This is a genomic window from Paenibacillus sp. FSL R7-0333, assembly GCF_038000365.1.
Taxonomy (GTDB): Bacteria; Bacillota; Bacilli; order Paenibacillales; family Paenibacillaceae; genus Paenibacillus_AQ; species Paenibacillus_AQ silagei.
In genome coordinates, this window is sequence record NZ_JBBOBZ010000001.1 from 4,603,648 (window position 1) to 4,619,466 (window position 15,819).

A 15,819-nucleotide genomic window follows, 5' to 3' on the forward strand; every position below is an offset into this window, starting at 1 on the left:
TCCTTTCGCTTTATTCCTCAGTCTTTTCTTCAATGACTCTGTAGAGCCCGGAGCGGAAGCGGAACCACTGGAAGATATGGGTCATTACCACTTTAAGCACGGCGTAGCCCGGAACCGCCAGTATGATACCGAGTACACCGAACATTTTTCCGGCAAAAATAATCACAAAAATAATCGTAATCGGGTGAATCCTAAGCGATTTCCCCATAATCTGCGGCGAGATGAACTTCCCTTCGATCAGTTGAACTGCAGTCCAGACAATGACCATCTTCAACAGCATAAACGGTGAGGTAACCATCGCCACGATCAGCGCAGGGGTAATCGCAATGGCCGGCCCCAGATAAGGAACTACAGCCGTACAAGCGGCAACGATTGCCAGAACCAGCGAATACTCCAGCCCGATAATCAGGTACCCGATATAGAGCAGTGCCCCGATGCAACAGCTGACAATAATCTGGCCGCGGATATATGATGCAATCTGATTGTTCATTTCCTGCATCACCATCCGGGACTGCGGCCGCAGTGCGGTAGGGATGAGTCTCATAAGATAGTCGGGCAATCTTTTGCCGTCGCGCAGGAGATAGAAGAGAATGAAGGGTGTAGTCACTACAGCCAGCACAATTTCGGTCAGGGTTCCAACGAAGCTGCCTACGCCGCTGACAGCATTATTCAGGAAGGTTGTGGCCCAGGTCGTCACCTTGCTGGTGATATCACTAAGGTCCGTGCCTACGCTCGACTGAATCTTATTGAACAGTTCACTGCCGGTAAGCTGGACGAATTCCTCCTGAATCTGCTCACTGTAGACGGGGAAGTTGTCAATCAGGCCCATAAGCTGGGTGCGGATGATCGGGATGACCATAAGCAGCACCAGAGTAATGATCCCCATTATGATCAGATATAGAATGACAATACCATACGCCCGCTTCACCCGGCTTCTCTTCTCCAGACGGTCCACCAGCGGATTCAACAGATAATAGGCGATCCCAGAGAGCAGCAGCGGCGCTGCCACCGTATGCAGAAGCACAGACAGAGGCTTGAACACAAACGGAATCTTTGAGAATACGAGTATCGTTAAGCCCACCAGCAGCGCAATCAGCAGACCCACCACAAACTTGTTGTTCAGAAAAAACTTCTTGAATTTATCCGGCCATACCTGCCGTCTATCCATATCCTGCCGCCCCCTAGCTGCAACTCTTACCTGTTAAGTGTGATTATTTGCACTATGTATAAGCATAGTAACCCTGTGGCTGCAAGTCAAATCAGGGACAATCAACGCAAATAGCAGCCATTGTTAATATCAAAGGTGGCTCCTGTATAAGCTCTGGCTCTGCTGCTCAGCATAAAAATCACCGTATCGGCAACATCCTCCGCCAGCAGCGGTTCAGGATTTAACTGGTGTTCCCGGTATTCCTGCTGCCTCCAGGCGGGGATATGTCCCATCATCGGGGTGTCCGCCATGGTCGGCGCCACTGCATTCACGCGGATCAAAGGGGCAAAATTCATTGCGCAGCTTTTGGTCAAGCCAAGAATAGCAGCCTTCGTTAGACCGTATACTGCATCGGAGCTGCCTTCCTGGCCGGAGACTGATGACATGTTAACGATGACGCCCTTTTGCTTCTGCTCCAGCAGCATGCGTCCGAAGGCCTGGGAGAAATAGACATACCCTTTGATATTGATATCCATCACCCGGTTGATCTCCTCTGGCGTGTACTCCAGCAGGCTGCGGCCCAGATAAATTCCTGCATTGTTGACCAGCCCGCTCACATCGGCATGCTCTTGCTTAAGGGCTGAGAAGAAGTGCTCCACCTCGCTGTAATCGGCGACATCCAGCCGGTAAGTGTAGAGCTTATCCGAAGCGGCTTCGTGCCTCAATTCCTCCAGACGGGGACCATCCAGGTCACAACCAATGACCTCAGCTCCCGCCTCCAGACTATGTCTGACAATGGCCTTACCAATACCTGAAGCAGCACCGGTCACTATTATTTTCATTTCTTGCAGCATCCTTTGACATTCCTCCCTGTATTAGACTTAATAATTAACGTCTTACTGAAAGCGCAAATCAACAATACTTCCTGTCCGCTTGAAGCCCACCGACTGATAGACCTTATTGGAATCGGGATTCGCCGCATCGGCGTAGAGCATGGGCGTCACGCCCTTACTGAGCAGCTCGGCACACAGGGCAGCTACAGCCGCACTCGCATACCCGTGCTTGCGGAACTCACGCGGAGTGAACACTTCATTAATCCGCGCTTGCCTGGCAGACTGATGGGCCAGATTAACCATGGACACCGGCTGTTCCCGGTCGATCCATAGACGGAGCTTGCCCGACTCCGTAACCGCTGCGGCATAGTCCAGATGATCCTCGGGTGCACTCTCCGTACCGAAGCAATCCTGCACGAATCCGGCTAAATACCCGGCGATAAGCGGAATATCACCTGGCCCCGCCTGCTGCAGCTTGCCGCTGAAACCATGCGGCAGCTGCACCTCCGGGCAGTGATAGGCCTCCATCATCATCCGTACGTGGTGAGACTTACCGGTAAGTTTGCTGTACGCATCGGCGAACAGCTTCCCCGTCTCCGGCGTTCCGTTAACCCCCGGCAATTCGCGGTCCTCCAGCATTTCCGCCAGCTCCCGGACAAGGGAACGGCGCCTTTCTTCAGCCAGCTCCGGTGATAACCACAACCACGAGTTACGCCCGGCGGCATGGGCGAAGATGAGATCATTCTCCTCTGTCCTGAGCCGCAGGGCTTCCCCGTTCTCTACAATCAGATGGATGAGATTATATTCCACCTCTTCCTGCATGAACTGCCCTATGTGCAGCACATCATCCCCCGGCCCAAAGCTTACGAACATCCCGCTTCCCCCTTTTAGACTTTTCTATCTATTGTAATGCTCCCCTTGGAAAAAATAAACAGCCCTTAGCCGGAGAATTCCAGCGGCGGGCTGCACTGATCACTATATTATCATTTCTTCTTCTTACCTTTGGCACCCTTGGGAGTAGCGGCCTTGAAGCCTTCTTCATACGTATAGAGCAGATTCTCTTCGAGCTGTTCTCCCTTCAGCACCTTTCGCACCAGGCTTTTGGCAGATTTAGGGGTGACATCCCTGTACCATACGCCTTCCGGGTAAGAGATCACGACACAGGCATCCGAGCATCTTCCGTTGCAGCGGGTTACTGTTGTATGTATCAGCGCATCTGCCCCTTGCTTCGTAATCTCATCCTCAATCGCTTCCGCTACCTCTTCACCCTTATGCTTCTTGCAGTCACTTCCGTTACAGATCAGCAAATGGCTGACCGTTCCTTGCAGATTCCAGGTTGTCATGGCCTTCTTCGCCCCCTCTAATACAACTATACCCTGCTTGTCTCTGACCCTAAACTTTACCTTTCGATTCGAGGATCGTCAATAGCAGGAAAGACTGTTATACTATTACTGAGAATGATTATCATCCAAGAAAAGAGTGACTTGTAACATGCAGACGCGAAATGCCGGCAGTTCATTGCCTACTCCTCATAGCTTTTATATTCCGGTACATGTAACGGCACTGGATAAGGCTACCTTTGACCGGGAAAATCCCATTCCCCCCTTCACCTCATTCCTGGTAGTAGTCACCGGCGGAAGCGGAGTCATCGAGCTAGATGGAGAACGTATCCGTCTATCCGGCGGTCATACCTTGTGCAGTGACAGTCCGGTGGATATCAGGCTGCCCCGCAGCCATAAGCTGCAGGGTGTGTGGATCGAATATGCGGTGATCTCCGGCAACAGCCGGCCCTTCAGCCCGCTGAACCATGATCTGCCGGTCCGAAGCTGCCCTCCCCAGGTAAGCACGCTTGCTGTGCAGCTTCTTAGCAGCTGGAACCAGCCGGAGCAGCGCACGCCATTTGCCTTACAAGCTCTGTTCACAGAGCTGCTCACTGAGCTGCATAATAGTGCTGCCGAGTATAAAGAACCGCAGGCTCAGTGGATTGACCGTGTACTACATCATATAGAGTCTAATTATAATGAAGATTTGACGAGAGAACAGGCTGCCGGACTTGCCGGAGTGACCCCGGAGCATTTCTCCCGTGCCTTCCGCAGATTCACCGGGCAGACCTTCAATCAATATATAACGCTGCTGCGCATCCGTAAGGCCCAGCAGCGTATCCTTACAGGAGCCCCGAATCTGAGTATGCTGGCGCTTGAGGTTGGTTATAGCGAAGGAACCTATTTGAGCCGCAAATTCAAGCAGGTTGTAGGGATTTCGCCTTCAGCCTATCACCGTAAGAGCAAATCCGTAGTCTCGCTGAACTTCAATCATACGGCCAGCCTCCATGCGCTCGAAGTCGTTCCCCGGCTGGGAGTCTATTCGTCCTGGATGGAGAGCATGCAGCCCGTTCCCTCCAGGAAGCTGCTGGATGAAGGAATCGGCTCCGCAGGTCTATACGAACGTCTGTCGTCAGCCCGGCCGGATGTCATTATCAGCTACTCCTTGCCTGACAAGAGCAAGCAGCTCCTGTCCGTCGCACCGGTAATTGAGATTCCCTTCATGCAAATGGACTGGCGGGAGCAATTCCGGCTGATTGCCGAGGTGACTGGGCGTCAGCCGCAGGCTGAGGCCTGGCTAAGCCTCTATGACTGGCATTGTTACCAGGCTAATCAGCTGCTGGACCGGCGGATCGGTGACCGTGGAACCGCCATGGTCCTGGAGCTTGGCGCAGAGACGGCCTACTGCTTCAGCAGCAGCTACGGGCGCGGGACGCAGATTCTGTATCATGATCTTGGTTTCCGCCCGCCGCTTGGCCTCGTTGCCGAGGGACTGCTGGATAAGGGCTATCTGGAGATTGCCTTCCATAACATCGCCCGCTACCCCGCTGACCATATCTTCATTACCTCTAGTAGGGAGGCTGCTGAAGCGCTGGAGCCGCTGCAGAGCTTTCTTCACCCTGTACAGCAATATCATATCGATGACTCTCCAGGCGGAAGAATCTATTACCTGAATCAGCCTGGCATGTTCTACGGGTTCGACCCGCTCTCCTCCGAGGCTCAGCTGAAGGTCCTGGTGCAGGCGCTGACATCATAAATTTACATAGCCGGACATCACATTCAGCCATAGTCTAATCATAGCAAACTCTGTAAAGTGTTATTGAGAATGATAATCGTTCTACATTAAGGAGGCTGCATCTTGAAAATCCCGTATTTACGTTCTCGCCGCATTCACCCGAAAGCTTGGATGGTCCTGTCTTTGCTTCTGGCATTGACTCTTATCGTCTCCGCTTGTGGAAACAACTCTTCTAATAGCAGCAATGGTGCTGCTTCAGCTAAGGCTACCGGCACACCCGCTTCCTCCACTCAGCCAGAGAAGGCTGCTGCAACCGCAGCTCCCGCCTTCCATACTGTGACAACTGTGAATGGAGATATTGAGGTGCCGGCAGCACCGAAGCGGATTGTTGCCGAGGAATATCTGGGCAGCTTGATTGCCCTGGATACGATACCGGTCGGTGCGCCCGGGCTTACCCTGGAGAATATGTATTACAAAGAATTCCTCACAGGAGTCGCAGATACCGGCACATACGGTAAAATGTCACCGGAGAATATCATCGCGCTGAATCCCGACTTGATTATCTCCGGCAATGCAGACAGCTATGCGGCGCTCAGTCAGATTGCCCCAACGGTCATTGTGCCATATGGCGATTTGAAGAATGCGCATGAAGAGCTGACCTATTTCGGTAAGCTGCTGGGCAAGGAGCAGGAAGCAGCAGCCTGGCTGGCTGATTACGATAAGCGTATTGCTGACGCCAAGGCCCGTGTGGATGCAGCCATTCCTGCCGGGGCCACCTTCAGTATTCTGGAGCATGCAGACAAGTCCACCTGGGTCTATGGGGATAACTTCGGACGCGGAGGACAGCCTATTTATCAGGCGCTGGGGCGCAAGCCGCCGGCTGGAGTGGCTGCTGAAATTATGGAGAAGCAATGGGCAGAATTATCCGCTGAGACCCTGGGCAAATATGCTGGTGATTATCTGGTCATCACCGACAATACCTGGGCTGCTCAAGATTTCCAGGCAGACCCGATCTGGGGCAGCCTGCCGGCAGTCAAGAACGGGAAGATCTACGTATGGAAAGAAGAGCGCTCCTGGTACTATGATCCGATTGCCGTTCTGGCCCAGACGGAGGAGCTGGCTGATTGGCTGACCGGGGCACAACAATAATGGAGTCATGAACAAGCTGCCCGGAGCCTTCAATGGCTTCCGGCAGCTTTTGGCGTTTACCCTATCCATTACTCGGAGATAATAGCTGTAGCCCGCCGCACCGGAACCGGTGAATTATTCTTGCGGTGCACAAGGAGACCTCCATGAAGATTATCAGTATCTATGTCCTGTTAGCTGTTCTTACGCTTACGTTAATAGTCATCATTGATGTGATGTCCGGCATCAGCCTGCGTGCATCCATTCATTCGCTCTCGACCATCTTTGCTACAACCACACTACAGGAAGCCATATGTATCACAATCTTCCTGCTTCTCCCGTTCGTTCAGGTAGCCGTTCATGCCTCTAAGAAGCGTCAATCCCGCCGGAAACCGTCTTAATTCTGCTAACGGTACAATCCGAACTTGCGCCGGACAAGATGAATCAGCAGCAGCAGGATTGGAATCACCGCACAGAATACCGGCAGAATCGTCTGCAGAAAAGTCTTCCCGTCATTCATATGCTCCGAATAATTCTGCGCGCTGACAAAAGAGCTGAACAGCATAATCACGCCTGCCGGAATAACCAGCCTGCTTGTATCGTTAACCTTGAACAGATCGTTGGCAATCGCAACAGCAGCATAACAGTAGACGGTCAGCTTAAAGAACGCCCCGATAATCAGTGTAAGCATAACCAGGGCATCCAGCCGTTGAATGAAATTGGCCATATTCACAAGGGTAATGGTCGTAAACATGGGAAAGGCGGTACGGCTGTACAGGTTCTCGCCAAGCACAGACATTTCGATTGCATGTGTGAAGCTGAGCAGACAGGCGCTGACAATGATGGCTGCGATTCCGGTTTTCTTAATTTTCCGGGATTTGTTGAAGTGGGGCAGAATGGTAGTGAAGCACATCAGTTCGCCGAACGGAAAGATCAGGATGTTGGGATAGGCTGATTTCAAGGCTTGCTTGTAATCATTCATATGAAGCGGAAACAGATTCTTATACTCCACCAGCCCGGCTGAGATTACAGCAATAATACAAATGCACCCCATAATGATCACGATCCACAGGACAATCTCGGCAGTCCTCGCGAACACTTCTATCCCTTTGCTCAGGATATACATCACTGCAATAATCATGATTGAATTAATGATCAGAATCGGAGTTTTGTCATAGGAGGCCGAGATCAGCAGATCACCCGCTTCCCGCAGATTTCTTGAACCGTTATAGAGAAGCACCGGCAGGAACAGCAGACTTACCGGCCAGCCCAGCCATGGCCCGAGAATAGAACGCGTATACCCGCTTATGATCTGGTTCGGGAATTGGAGGCAGAGATGTGCGAACACCAGATACAGCAGAACGCCCCCGGGAAGGGCAATCAGAATGGCGAGCCAGACTGCATGTCCGCTCTCCAGGCCAATAGGTACAAGCACGGCGGTTCCCAGCTCAAACAGAATGATCAATGCAAGCAGCTGGCTCGGGCCGATCACTTCTTTTTTCATAACATCAATCACCTGATTTCTGCGGTTAAGCCAATTATTTACCTTCGGGGATATAAGGTTTCAGACTCATGCCTGTACTGCGGATGTAAGCCTTGATCTTGAGGTCCAGCTTCCCCTCCGCGAAGATCCGGCCCCAGTCCCCGTCCAGCGCCGCCCATTCCTGCGGATTCGTCCGCTTCAGCTCATTGCCGAAATTGAAAATATCGCTCTCCAGCTGTTGTCCCTTATGAAAAGCCTGCATCACTTCAATCCTCGTCTTCTTCTCCAGCTCTTGTTCAAGCTTCATGATCTCTTCCCGCTTGCTGAGATCCACGAAGCTGTCCGTTTCATTGACGCTCCCCTCCTCGGCAATCGTCACATGAAAGACCGGAAGACCATCCTCAATCGCGGTCTTTACCTCCGTTCTGGAGTAGATGATATTGACGGCAATGGATTCTTTTTTATCATCTGAATCAATATCCAGCACTGTTTCTTCTATCTGGTTAAGCAGCCACTCGGTTCCCCGTGCTTCTGAGTCTTTCATCCAATAGAGCAGCTTGCCCTGCCTGAAGACCCCAAGCCCGCTCATCATCGTCTCGGTCAGGGTCTCAGCCCCCTCCAGATTGCTTTTCTTCTTCCCTTCCTCCGCATCTCCATTGATCTTCACCGCATTGATCGTCAGATCCCCTTCTCCAGTAATGCCTTGAATGACATCGAATACTCTAATGATCCGGTTCTCCCCCCAGACGCTGGAGGTATTCTGCGCTTTTTTGACCAGTCCCAGAGCCGGCAGACTCTCTACAGGGGTCAGCAGCTTCATGACAGAGGCGGCATCGCTGCCACGGGCAACCAGTATTTCTGAATTGAGCCGCAGCTCATGGGACCGCTCGAAGATGTCGAAGATATCGTTAATCCCATCCCGCGCCAAGGACTCTCCAAGCACAATAAGCTGGGTATGGGCAAAAAAAAGCTGGCGGGTTACATGCTTTGACGCCCGCCGCAACGCGCCGAACATCGTTTTGTCTGTGGCCGACACCACCACTACAGCAGGCTTGCCGCTCCCGGGAGAGGTACTCGTCGATGTGGAAGACGGATTGACCAATTGAAAGGTGACCCGGTATTCATCGGTCTCCGGAACGAGATCCATCCCTATGCCGCTTACGATGGCCAGCTCATTCAATTCCCGGCTGTTCCAGCAGCCGCTGAGCGGCATGACCAGCATTGCGATGGCAATCAGGTGCAGCAGCCCCTTAGCGTTCATTGGATTCCCTCGTGGAGGCCCCTTTGCCTGCGGAAGCAGATGCCGAGCTCCCACCGTTGTTGACCAGACGTTTTCTGAGCTTCATGAAGCTCTTAGGGGAACGGATGAAGGTATCCTTCAGATTCCCCGGAACAAGGGGACCGATGGGCGTCATGTAAGGAACACCGAGTGAGCGCAGGCTGCACAGATGGGCAATCAGCATAATAGTAAATATAGCGATGCCATACAGCCCCATAAATGCGGCGATCGCCATGATGATAAACCGCAGCATGCGGATGGAGAGCGCCATGTTGAAGGCAGGTGTAGCAAAGCTGGAGATTCCTGTGAGCGAGACCACGATTACCATCGCCGGCGAGACGATCCCTGCCTGAACCGCCGCTGTCCCAAGCACCAGACCGCCGATGATGGATACGGTCTGGCCGATCGGCGAAGGCATGCGGACCCCTGCTTCCCGGATAATCTCGAAGGTAACCTCCATCAGAACCGCTTCTACAAAGGCAGGGAACGGCACCCCCTCCCGCTGTGACGCCAGATTGATCAGCAGCGGGGTCGGAATCATCTCCTGATGGAAGTTCAGCGCAGCGACGAAGATCGCCGGGCCATATAGCGAAATAACCAGGCATACAAACCGGAGCATTCGGATTAACGATGAGATATCATAACGCTGATAATAATCCTCCACCGTATGAAAGAACATGAAGAAGGTAGTCGGAGCAATCAGCACGAACGGGGTACCGTCCACGAATATGGCAATCCGTCCATCCAGCAGATTGCCCGCGACACTATCCGGGCGCTCCGTATTGAACATCGTGGGAAACGGGGAGTATTTGTTCTCCTCTACGATCTGTTCAATATATCCCGACTCCAGAATCATATCGACCTGGATCTCCTGAAGCCTGTTCTTGAATACCTCGATCGTCTCTTCGTCTGCAATGCCGCGGATATACATGATCGTAATATCAGTGTGGGTGACATCACCCAGCTTCATCGTCTCGGTCCAGAGGTCCGGGTTCTTGATGATTTTGCGGACCAGGGCAATATTCGTGCTAATGGTCTCGGTGAAGCTTTCCTTGGAGCCGCGGATGGCAACCTGGGTCCCCGCCTCTGAAACGGCTCTGGACTCTCCACCGCAGGTGCTTCCACTGATCCCCCCCTCCACTCCGTTAACCAGAATAACTGTGTCTCCCGACAGCAGTGCCTCGAGCAATCCGTTGATATCGCTGACCAGCTTCTCCTTGCCGATGCTAAGGGCATTCTCTTTGATATAGCTGTAGACTTCCTCCGGGGTTACTGCAAGCCGCGCACGGTCATTCAGAGCTTGAAAGGACATCACATGCGAGATGTAGTCATCGACCATCACTCTGTCGGTAATGCCGGCGATATATATTGCAGCCACACGGGCTGTTCTATTAATTAATTCATAGGTGCGTATAACCAGATCTGGACTGTTCCCGAGCCTTGCTTGAATGGTACTGATGTTGTCTTCCAGCTTAGGGGAGACCGGCGAATTTATATTCTCCATATCCGCACCTCCTGGCTCTTACTATTCGCCCGCTATCCTTTTTTTATACAGCATATGGAATGTGTAAAAGCAGAACAAGCTGTCCCCGGTACGGAATAATCCGTGTAAGGGACAGCTTGTGCAGATACAGCTTATGGTATAGCGCCGGTACACCGGCTGGTATCTCAGAAGGAGGAATGCTAGTGGTTATCTACTACGCCAAGCGCCTTGTTCTTCTCCTTGAACCGGTCATTATGGGAGGAGACGTAGGCTACCTTCTCAGCGGTAGGGTCCATGTACAGCTTCGCGCTGTTCAGGGCAAGCACCGCGTCGGTGAATGTTCCGGCAATAAGCCGTACCTTGCTCTCATGATCCACGAAATCTCCGGCAGCGAAGATACCCGGCAGATTGGTCTCCAGCTTACCGCTGACGTTCGCACACCATTCTCCCATATCCAGTCCCCAGTCCTTGAGCGGACCGAAGTCGCTTCTCAGCCCGTGGTTGACAATGACGGCATCGACCTCAAGCTGCTCATGCTCTCCGGTCTGAATATGGCAGACGGTCACCTGATCGATCTGCTCTCCGTCACTGCTGTGCAGCTGGCTTACCGCGCAAGGCACACGCACATCCACCGAGGAGGCCTTCATCCGGGCAATATTCTTCTCATGCCCGCCGAACTGCTCCCGGCGGTGTACCACAGTTACACTGGCGGCAATTCCCTCCAGCTCATTCGCCCAGTCCACTGCGGAATCTCCGCCGCCCGAGATCAGCACCCGCTTGCCGCGGAAGGGCTCCAGCTCCTGTACCGTGTAGTGCAGATTTGTCACCTCATAGCGGTCCGCGCCTTCAATCTCCAGCTTCGCCATCTGCAGAATACCGTATCCGATGGTAAGTATGACGGTACGGGTCCAGTGCTGCTCGCCTGTGGCTGAGGTCAGGATATACGTACCGTCCTCCTGGCGGGCCTGGTGAACAATCTGCTGTCCGAATACAAGGGTAGGATCGAAGGTGCGCGCCTGCTCTGCCAGCTGATCAATTAACTGGCGGCAGAGAATAGGTGTTACTCCTCCGACATCCCAGATCATCTTCTCAGGATAGATCAGCATTCTGCCGCCCAGCTCATCCTTCGCTTCAATCAGCTTAGTCTTCAGATCCCTCATTCCGCTATAGAACGCTGTATACATGCCTGCGGGGCCGCCGCCAATAATCGTCACATCGTATAATTCCATTGCTTCGTTCATTGATATCCCTCCAAGGTCTGGTTGTATTTAAGATTTGGTACGGGCCAGAAGATACAGAAAGTATGGAGCACCGATGACGGCTACTACAATGCCGGTAGGAATCTCGGACGGCTGCAGAATCCGCCGTCCGATCGTATCCGCCGCAATGACAAGCAGCGCGCCGATCAGCGCAGAGGCGGGCAGCATCAGCTGATGCTTCGGTCCAACCAGCCGCCGCGCCAGATGCGGACCGACCAGCCCTACGAAGCCGATGCCTCCGCTGACCGCTACGCTGGAAGCCGCAAGGCCGACCGCTGCTGCCAGCAGACGGAACTGCTCTCTGCTCACATTAGCACCGAGTCCTGTCGCTGTCTGCTGGCCCAGATTAAGTACATTCATCACCCGTGCCTTGTAGATGACATAAGGCAGGAGAATCACGATCCAGGGCAGCAGGGATAAGACAAACTTCCAGCTTGTGCCCCAGATGCTGCCCGCCAGCCAGGTGGCAACGAACTGATACTTGTCCGGATCGAGGCGAAGCGTCAGCACGATCATCGCCGCGCTAATGCCTGCCGCCACTGCGACCCCGGTAAGCAGCAGCCGGATCGGCGAAATGCCCTGATGCCGCTTGTAGGCGAGGCTGTAGATCAGAGCAGCAGTACAGGCCGCCCCGGCAAAGGCAACCACAGGCAACAGATAGACCGGTGCCGCCGAGGTCGTCGGATAGAAAGAGATCAGCAGCATGACCATCAGTCCCGCCCCGGCATTAATGCCGAGAATACCCGGATCGGCCAGATCATTGCGGAAGACCCCCTGCATCACTGCGCCGGATACGGCAAGTGCGGTACCAATTAACAGAGAAATGACAATCCGCGGCAAACGGAACTGGAACAGAATCAGCTCCTGCTTCTCCGTCCCCTTGCCGACCAGCGTATCCAGCAGCTCAAGCGGAGTAAGTCTTATGTATCCTGTATTCATACTTATAATGAACATTATCACAATCAGAACGGCCAGCACGCCGATCACTCTCAGGCCATACTTACGCCTTGCATCTTCGGAAGAAATTCTCTTATGGCTCTGCATCTTTACAGCTCCCTTCTTTCTTTTCGGGCCAGATACAGGAAGAACGGTACCCCAATCAGGGCTATAATCGCACCCACCGGCGTTTCATGCGGCGGATTGATCATCCGGGCGGTCAGATCCCCCCCGACCACCAGCAGCGCACCCAGCACCGCAGAGCAGGGAATAATCCAGCGGTAATCCACACCCACCAGATAGCGCGTCAGATGGGGGATGATCAGGCCGACGAACCCAACAGCTCCCACTACAGCTACCGAGGCTCCGGCCAGAATCAGGACAATTAACGTACCAGCCAATTTCACCAGTCCTGTACGCTGCCCAAGCCCCTTGGCAATATCCTCACCCAGGCTGAGCATCGTAATCGAACGGGACAGCACAATGGCTCCCAGGATAGCCGCTATCACCCATGGGGACATGATCTGCAGCTGGAACCATTTCGTTCCTGCCAGACCACCGGCATACCAGAAGGCAAGATCTTGTCCGATGCGGAAATAAAGGGCGATGCCTTCGCTTAGCGCAGAGAGCAGCGCACTGAGAGCAGCACCTGCCAATACGAGCCTGGCCGGGGTTAGTCCGCCCTTCGCCAGCGAGCCTACACCGTAGACAATTCCCGCTCCGGCTCCGGCGCCAACGAAGGAATAGAGTATGAGATACATGAACGGCAATCCCGGAAAAAATGCAAAGCAGACAGCCAGTGCAAAGCCTGCTCCAGAGTTAATGCCCATCAGTCCCGAATCCGCCAGCGGATTGCGGGTCATCCCTTGCATAATCGCCCCTGCCACAGCGAGGCCGGCTCCCACCATTACGCCGCCCAGCACACGCGGCAGCCTAAGCTCGCGGATGATCTGATGCTCGGTAAGTTCGGGATTGAAATGAAAGACTGCGGTCCATACGACCGACAGCTTAATATCTGCGGCCCCGAACGATACGGAAATAGCGATACCCAGCGCCAGCGCAATCAAACCGCCAATAAGAATTAATGTTGCCGCCCAGGGACGGGACCGCAGCTTCAGCGGCTTGGCCTTCTCATCCAGCCCGCTCCCGGACACTGCCTGTTGATTCATGAATGTCACCTGTTTCTTTGAAATTGATTCTCATTATCATTATCAATATTGTAAAGGAACAGGTCAAGGTTTGGCAATGGACAAAATAAAAACAAGTAGAAACGGCTTTGCCGTCCTTTAAAAGGATGGCAAAGCCGTTTCAGCGAGAAGGCGGATCGTACCTTATCGCGGCCTTTAAACGACCAAATGGTGCTGCTAGCCCTAGCCCCATAGCCGCAACCAAATAATGAGCCTAATCCGACAGTGCCCGCATGATGTTGGATTTCGCCTCTGCCGCAATCGCTTCATTCCCGTCATCGACCGCTTGCATTAAGATCAGCATGGGGATGTATACCGCCATCAGCCGCGCCAGCAGCTTCGTCTCCTCGTCCGCTCCTCCATACGTTTCGAAAAACACGCCGCGGGCGAAAGGTGGTAAAAAGCTGTAAGCAACGCTCAAATCGCAAGCCGGATGGCCTACGCTCAGATCGCCCCAATCAATGATGCCGGAGACAATCCCGTTCTCATTCACAAGCATATTTTTGAAATGAAGATCGCCATGCAGCAGTGCATTCACCGCCTCGACACGGTCCTTTTGCAGACTGTTAATATACGCTTCGATCACACCGGACTCCTCCGGCGACAAGTGTTCAGCCACCTTCGATAGAAAGCCCTCCAATTTCACTTTGCGCGATGCTATGTCCGTCAAGCTTCGATGATCTTGCTGAACTCCGCACTTCAGCGCCGCCTGCACCGGGAACTCATGTAATCTCCGCAAAAATCTCGCCAGCGTCTCTGCCGATAAAGCCCGGCGTTCTTCCGCCAAACCGATGGGGAAATCTCCCGGCACGTGGCCATAGCCAAGAAATGGTGCCGGATATTCGTCACTTGCTTCGCCATAAAACAGCGGTTTCGGATAGGGAATGGTCAAATATGCCTCCAGCTTCGGCAGCAGCTTCCCTTCCATACGAATCGCGCCCACTGCAAACGTTCTTCTTGGAAACCGGAACACGTACTCGTCACCGATAAGAAAAACCGTATTGTCCCAGCCCCAGCCCAATCGCTTCACTTGCTTCGATGACAGCTGAGGGAATTGTCTGCCGATCAGCGTCCGCGCCTGCTCTTCGTTAACCTCCCACTCCGCATCCCATACATTCGTTCCTCCCATGAATTGTCTGCCTCCTCGTTCCTTCGCTCAATCATGCATTCGATAAACCGAACCCACCTATGAGGTCGCCCTCATCTTTATGCTTATCAACAATAAAGTTTAACATAGCCATATTTATAAAAACAGCCTATCCTCCCGGTTCCATCCTGTTAGAGATGTAACTGGAGCATAGGCTGTCAGATTGGCGGTTAGTTGAGTTCTATACATTCTGAAGCGTGCCGCCAAATATTTTGCGGATGTACCCTTGCAGCTTGCCGATATGCGGCACGAAGAGGCTTTTGTCATACACATAATTGGATTGGCTTACCAGCTGTGAATAGAGCAGGAAGAGGATGGCCGCGAGCTCCCGGTCAATCTGCCGCTCATGCTCCATCAGAGCATACGTCTCATCCAGCGCCTCATAGAGCTGAAGCAGAGCCGTCTCATTAATGATCTTACGGCGCAGAGGTACAAGAATATCTGTAGCAATAGCATCAATCCGCAGAATAACAGCCGCCAGTCTCTCGTTCACACTATTCTCCTCCTGCAGTGACTGAATGGTTAAGCGCTTGCTTATTACCATCCTATGTCTGCCGGACCCCTGGCATGCCTGGGCAGCGGAATCAGCTACCTCGTGTAATCCTCGTATTCGTCTCTCCTGTTCAGCTTGGAGTACATATATTCATCATTCTTCAGCTTATAGAGCTGGCCCATTGCACCAAAGATCAACACTATAACTACAATCAGACCATAGGCATAGCTAAACTGGTTGAAATAGAAACACAATACAATGGCTGCAAAGGTCATAAGCAGCAGTGCAAGTGCGATCCGGCTCAGAATTTTCTTCATCAGGGTTCCTCCGCAAAAAGTTTTAGTCTAAATGTATCATAATCTGCGGACGAATCCTGTCGAAAGCTGGCAG

At 52.9% G+C, this 15,819-nt stretch carries 16 protein-coding genes; 3 read left to right on the plus strand and 13 right to left on the minus strand.

Annotation, left to right across the window (positions count from 1 at the left end; genetic code table 11):
• Nucleotides 1–10: 10 nt before the first annotated feature.
• From MKY86_RS19525 to MKY86_RS19540, 4 genes are all read right to left on the minus strand, one after another.
• Nucleotides 11–1,168, minus strand: a complete 1,158-nt coding sequence (locus MKY86_RS19525) for an AI-2E family transporter (RefSeq protein ID WP_076084247.1) — start codon at nucleotides 1,166–1,168, stop codon at nucleotides 11–13.
• Nucleotides 1,169–1,269: 101 nt separating this feature from the next.
• Entirely contained in the window at nucleotides 1,270–2,001 is a 732-nt protein-coding gene (locus tag MKY86_RS19530; protein WP_076084250.1) for an SDR family NAD(P)-dependent oxidoreductase, read from the minus strand.
• A gap of 42 nt (nucleotides 2,002–2,043) precedes the next feature.
• Entirely contained in the window at nucleotides 2,044–2,853 is an 810-nt protein-coding gene (locus MKY86_RS19535) for a GNAT family N-acetyltransferase (protein WP_076084253.1), read from the minus strand.
• A gap of 110 nt (nucleotides 2,854–2,963) precedes the next feature.
• Nucleotides 2,964–3,323 (minus strand): (2Fe-2S) ferredoxin domain-containing protein, encoded by a 360-nt coding sequence (locus MKY86_RS19540; protein WP_036727434.1) that lies wholly within the window; start codon nucleotides 3,321–3,323, stop codon nucleotides 2,964–2,966.
• Between the two features lie 148 nt (nucleotides 3,324–3,471).
• Here MKY86_RS19540 and MKY86_RS19545 point away from each other — a divergent pair, with 148 nt between their 5' ends.
• The 3 genes from MKY86_RS19545 to MKY86_RS19555 all read left to right on the plus strand — a co-directional run bounded on the left by MKY86_RS19545 (nucleotide 3,472) and on the right by MKY86_RS19555 (nucleotide 6,563).
• A complete protein-coding gene (locus tag MKY86_RS19545) occupies nucleotides 3,472–5,058 on the plus strand; it encodes an AraC family transcriptional regulator (RefSeq protein WP_076084256.1) in 1,587 nt (528 codons plus the stop codon).
• 102 nt (nucleotides 5,059–5,160) lie between these two features.
• Nucleotides 5,161–6,186 carry an ABC transporter substrate-binding protein gene (locus MKY86_RS19550; RefSeq protein ID WP_340827347.1) on the plus strand — a complete coding sequence of 342 codons (1,026 nt, stop codon included), beginning with the start codon at nucleotides 5,161–5,163 and terminating at the stop codon, nucleotides 6,184–6,186.
• Between the two features lie 143 nt (nucleotides 6,187–6,329).
• Nucleotides 6,330–6,563, plus strand: coding sequence for a hypothetical protein (locus MKY86_RS19555; RefSeq protein WP_076084259.1), 234 nt, complete (start codon nucleotides 6,330–6,332; stop codon nucleotides 6,561–6,563).
• Between the two features lie 5 nt (nucleotides 6,564–6,568).
• Here the strand turns inward: MKY86_RS19555 and MKY86_RS19560 are convergent, their stop codons facing one another.
• From MKY86_RS19560 to MKY86_RS19600, 9 genes are all read right to left on the minus strand, one after another.
• Nucleotides 6,569–7,666 (minus strand): GerAB/ArcD/ProY family transporter, encoded by a 1,098-nt coding sequence (locus tag MKY86_RS19560; RefSeq protein WP_076084262.1) that lies wholly within the window; start codon nucleotides 7,664–7,666, stop codon nucleotides 6,569–6,571.
• Between the two features lie 34 nt (nucleotides 7,667–7,700).
• Complete coding sequence (locus tag MKY86_RS19565; protein WP_076084265.1) at nucleotides 7,701–8,906, minus strand: Ger(x)C family spore germination protein; 1,206 nt, start codon at nucleotides 8,904–8,906, stop codon at nucleotides 7,701–7,703.
• The gene (locus MKY86_RS19570; RefSeq protein ID WP_076084268.1) at nucleotides 8,896–10,428 is read right to left on the minus strand and encodes a spore germination protein; all 1,533 of its coding nucleotides are present in this window, start codon (nucleotides 10,426–10,428) and stop codon (nucleotides 8,896–8,898) included. The genes MKY86_RS19565 and MKY86_RS19570 overlap by 11 nt, the downstream gene beginning before the upstream one ends.
• 179 nt (nucleotides 10,429–10,607) lie before the next feature.
• A complete protein-coding gene (locus MKY86_RS19575) occupies nucleotides 10,608–11,648 on the minus strand; it encodes an NAD(P)/FAD-dependent oxidoreductase (RefSeq protein WP_036727441.1) in 1,041 nt (346 codons plus the stop codon).
• 27 nt (nucleotides 11,649–11,675) lie between these two features.
• Nucleotides 11,676–12,710 carry a FecCD family ABC transporter permease gene (locus MKY86_RS19580; protein WP_076084271.1) on the minus strand — a complete coding sequence of 345 codons (1,035 nt, stop codon included), beginning with the start codon at nucleotides 12,708–12,710 and terminating at the stop codon, nucleotides 11,676–11,678.
• Between the two features lie 2 nt (nucleotides 12,711–12,712).
• A complete protein-coding gene (locus MKY86_RS19585) occupies nucleotides 12,713–13,771 on the minus strand; it encodes a FecCD family ABC transporter permease (RefSeq protein WP_076084274.1) in 1,059 nt (352 codons plus the stop codon).
• Nucleotides 13,772–14,003: 232 nt separating this feature from the next.
• On the minus strand, nucleotides 14,004–14,918 hold the full coding sequence (locus tag MKY86_RS19590) for a phosphotransferase (protein WP_076084277.1): 915 nt from the start codon (nucleotides 14,916–14,918) through the stop codon (nucleotides 14,004–14,006).
• A gap of 199 nt (nucleotides 14,919–15,117) precedes the next feature.
• Nucleotides 15,118–15,429, minus strand: a complete 312-nt coding sequence (locus MKY86_RS19595) for a hypothetical protein (protein ID WP_143803872.1) — start codon at nucleotides 15,427–15,429, stop codon at nucleotides 15,118–15,120.
• Between the two features lie 95 nt (nucleotides 15,430–15,524).
• Nucleotides 15,525–15,746: a hypothetical protein gene (locus tag MKY86_RS19600; protein ID WP_076084283.1), complete on the minus strand. Its 222-nt coding sequence runs from the start codon at nucleotides 15,744–15,746 to the stop codon at nucleotides 15,525–15,527.
• Nucleotides 15,747–15,819: the final 73 nt, after the last annotated feature.